Genomic DNA, 1,300 nt, shown 5'->3' with positions numbered 1-1,300 from the left:
ACGGGCCTTGACCCCGGATTTTGGACACTCGAGACACTTGGATCTTGAGTCCAGGAGAACGGATGTCCCGTGGTCATGAAGCACTATCCGCCGGAGTTCAAGGCGGACGCGGTCGCGTTGTACGAGTCGCGGCCTGGAGCGACGATCAGGTCGGTCGCCGCTGATCTGGGGGTCAACCCGGAGACGTTGCGTAACTGGGTCCAGGCGGCCGGGGTGAGCCGGCCCCGGGGACGCCGGGCGGGGGAGCCGGCCGAGCCGCCCACGCCGTTGGAGGCGGAGAACGCCGCTCTGCGCAAGAAGGTCCGCGAGCTGGAGGAGGAACGCGAGATCCTGCGGAAGGCGGCGAAGTATTTCGCCGGGGAGACGCGCTGGTGAACCGCTTCCAGTTCGTCGCCGATCACCAGCGCCGCCACGGCGTGAAGCGGCTGTGCACCATCCTGGGCATCGCCCGCTCGAGCTTCTACTACTGGCGCCGAACGGCCGCGGACCGGGCCGCACGGCAGGCGGCCGACGCCCGGCTCGTCGCCCGGATACGGGCCGTGCACCTCGAATCGGACGGCACTTACGGTGTCCCCAGGATCACCGCCGAGCTCCGCGAGGAGGGCGAGCGGGTCAACCACAAGCGGGTCGCCCGCGTGATGCGCCAGGCAGGCTTGGCGGGTCTGCGGCTGCGGCACAGGCACCGCACCACGGTGGCGGACCCGGCCGCGGCGAAGGCCCCGGACCTGATCGGCCGCGACTTCACCGCGATCGAGCCGAATATGAAGTACGTCGGCGACATCACCTACCTCCCGCTGGACGGCGGGAAGTTCCTCTACCTGGCCACCGTGATCGACCTCGCCTCGCGCCGCCTCGTCGGCTGGGCGGTCGCGGATCACATGCGAACCGAGGTCGTCCTCGACGCCCTGGCGGCCGCCGAACGGACCCGCGGCAGCCTCACCGGAGCGGTGATCCACACCGACCACGGCGCCCAGTACACCAGCCGGGCGTTCGCCGACGCCTGCCGCCAGGCCGGCGTCCGCCAGTCCATGAGCGCGATCGGCAGCTCGGCGGACAACGCGCTCGCCGAGTCGTTCAACGCGACGTTCAAGCGGGAGACGCTCCAGGGCCGAAAGCACTGGTCCAGCGAGCGCGAAGCCCGCCTCGACGCGTTCCGCTGGCTGCACCGCTACAACACCCGACGTCGTCACTCCCGCCTCGGACACCGCAGCCCGATCGCCTACGAGACAGCGTCCCGAGCAACATCAACTACGCTGACGCCAGCCGCATAACCGTGTCCAGGATTCGGGGTCAAGGCCCG

The 1,300-nt window shown here is 69.9% G+C and carries 1 protein-coding gene; it reads left to right on the top strand.

Going from position 1 to position 1,300, the window contains the following annotated elements; all coding sequences use genetic code 11:
- Nucleotides 1–69: 69 nt before the first annotated feature.
- Nucleotides 70–1,271, top strand: a protein-coding gene (locus ABZ621_RS37570; RefSeq protein ID WP_360611668.1) for an IS3 family transposase whose coding sequence is annotated in 2 segments (ribosomal slippage) — nt 70–361 and nt 361–1,271 — 1,203 coding nt in all. Because the reading frame shifts where the segments join, the coding sequence is not laid out codon by codon here.
- Nucleotides 1,272–1,300: the final 29 nt, after the last annotated feature.

The sequence above is a fragment of the Streptomyces sp. NPDC007863 genome, from assembly GCF_040633895.1.
Classification (GTDB): domain Bacteria; phylum Actinomycetota; class Actinomycetes; order Streptomycetales; family Streptomycetaceae; genus Streptomyces.
This window is presented reverse-complemented; position numbering and strand designations above follow the sequence as displayed.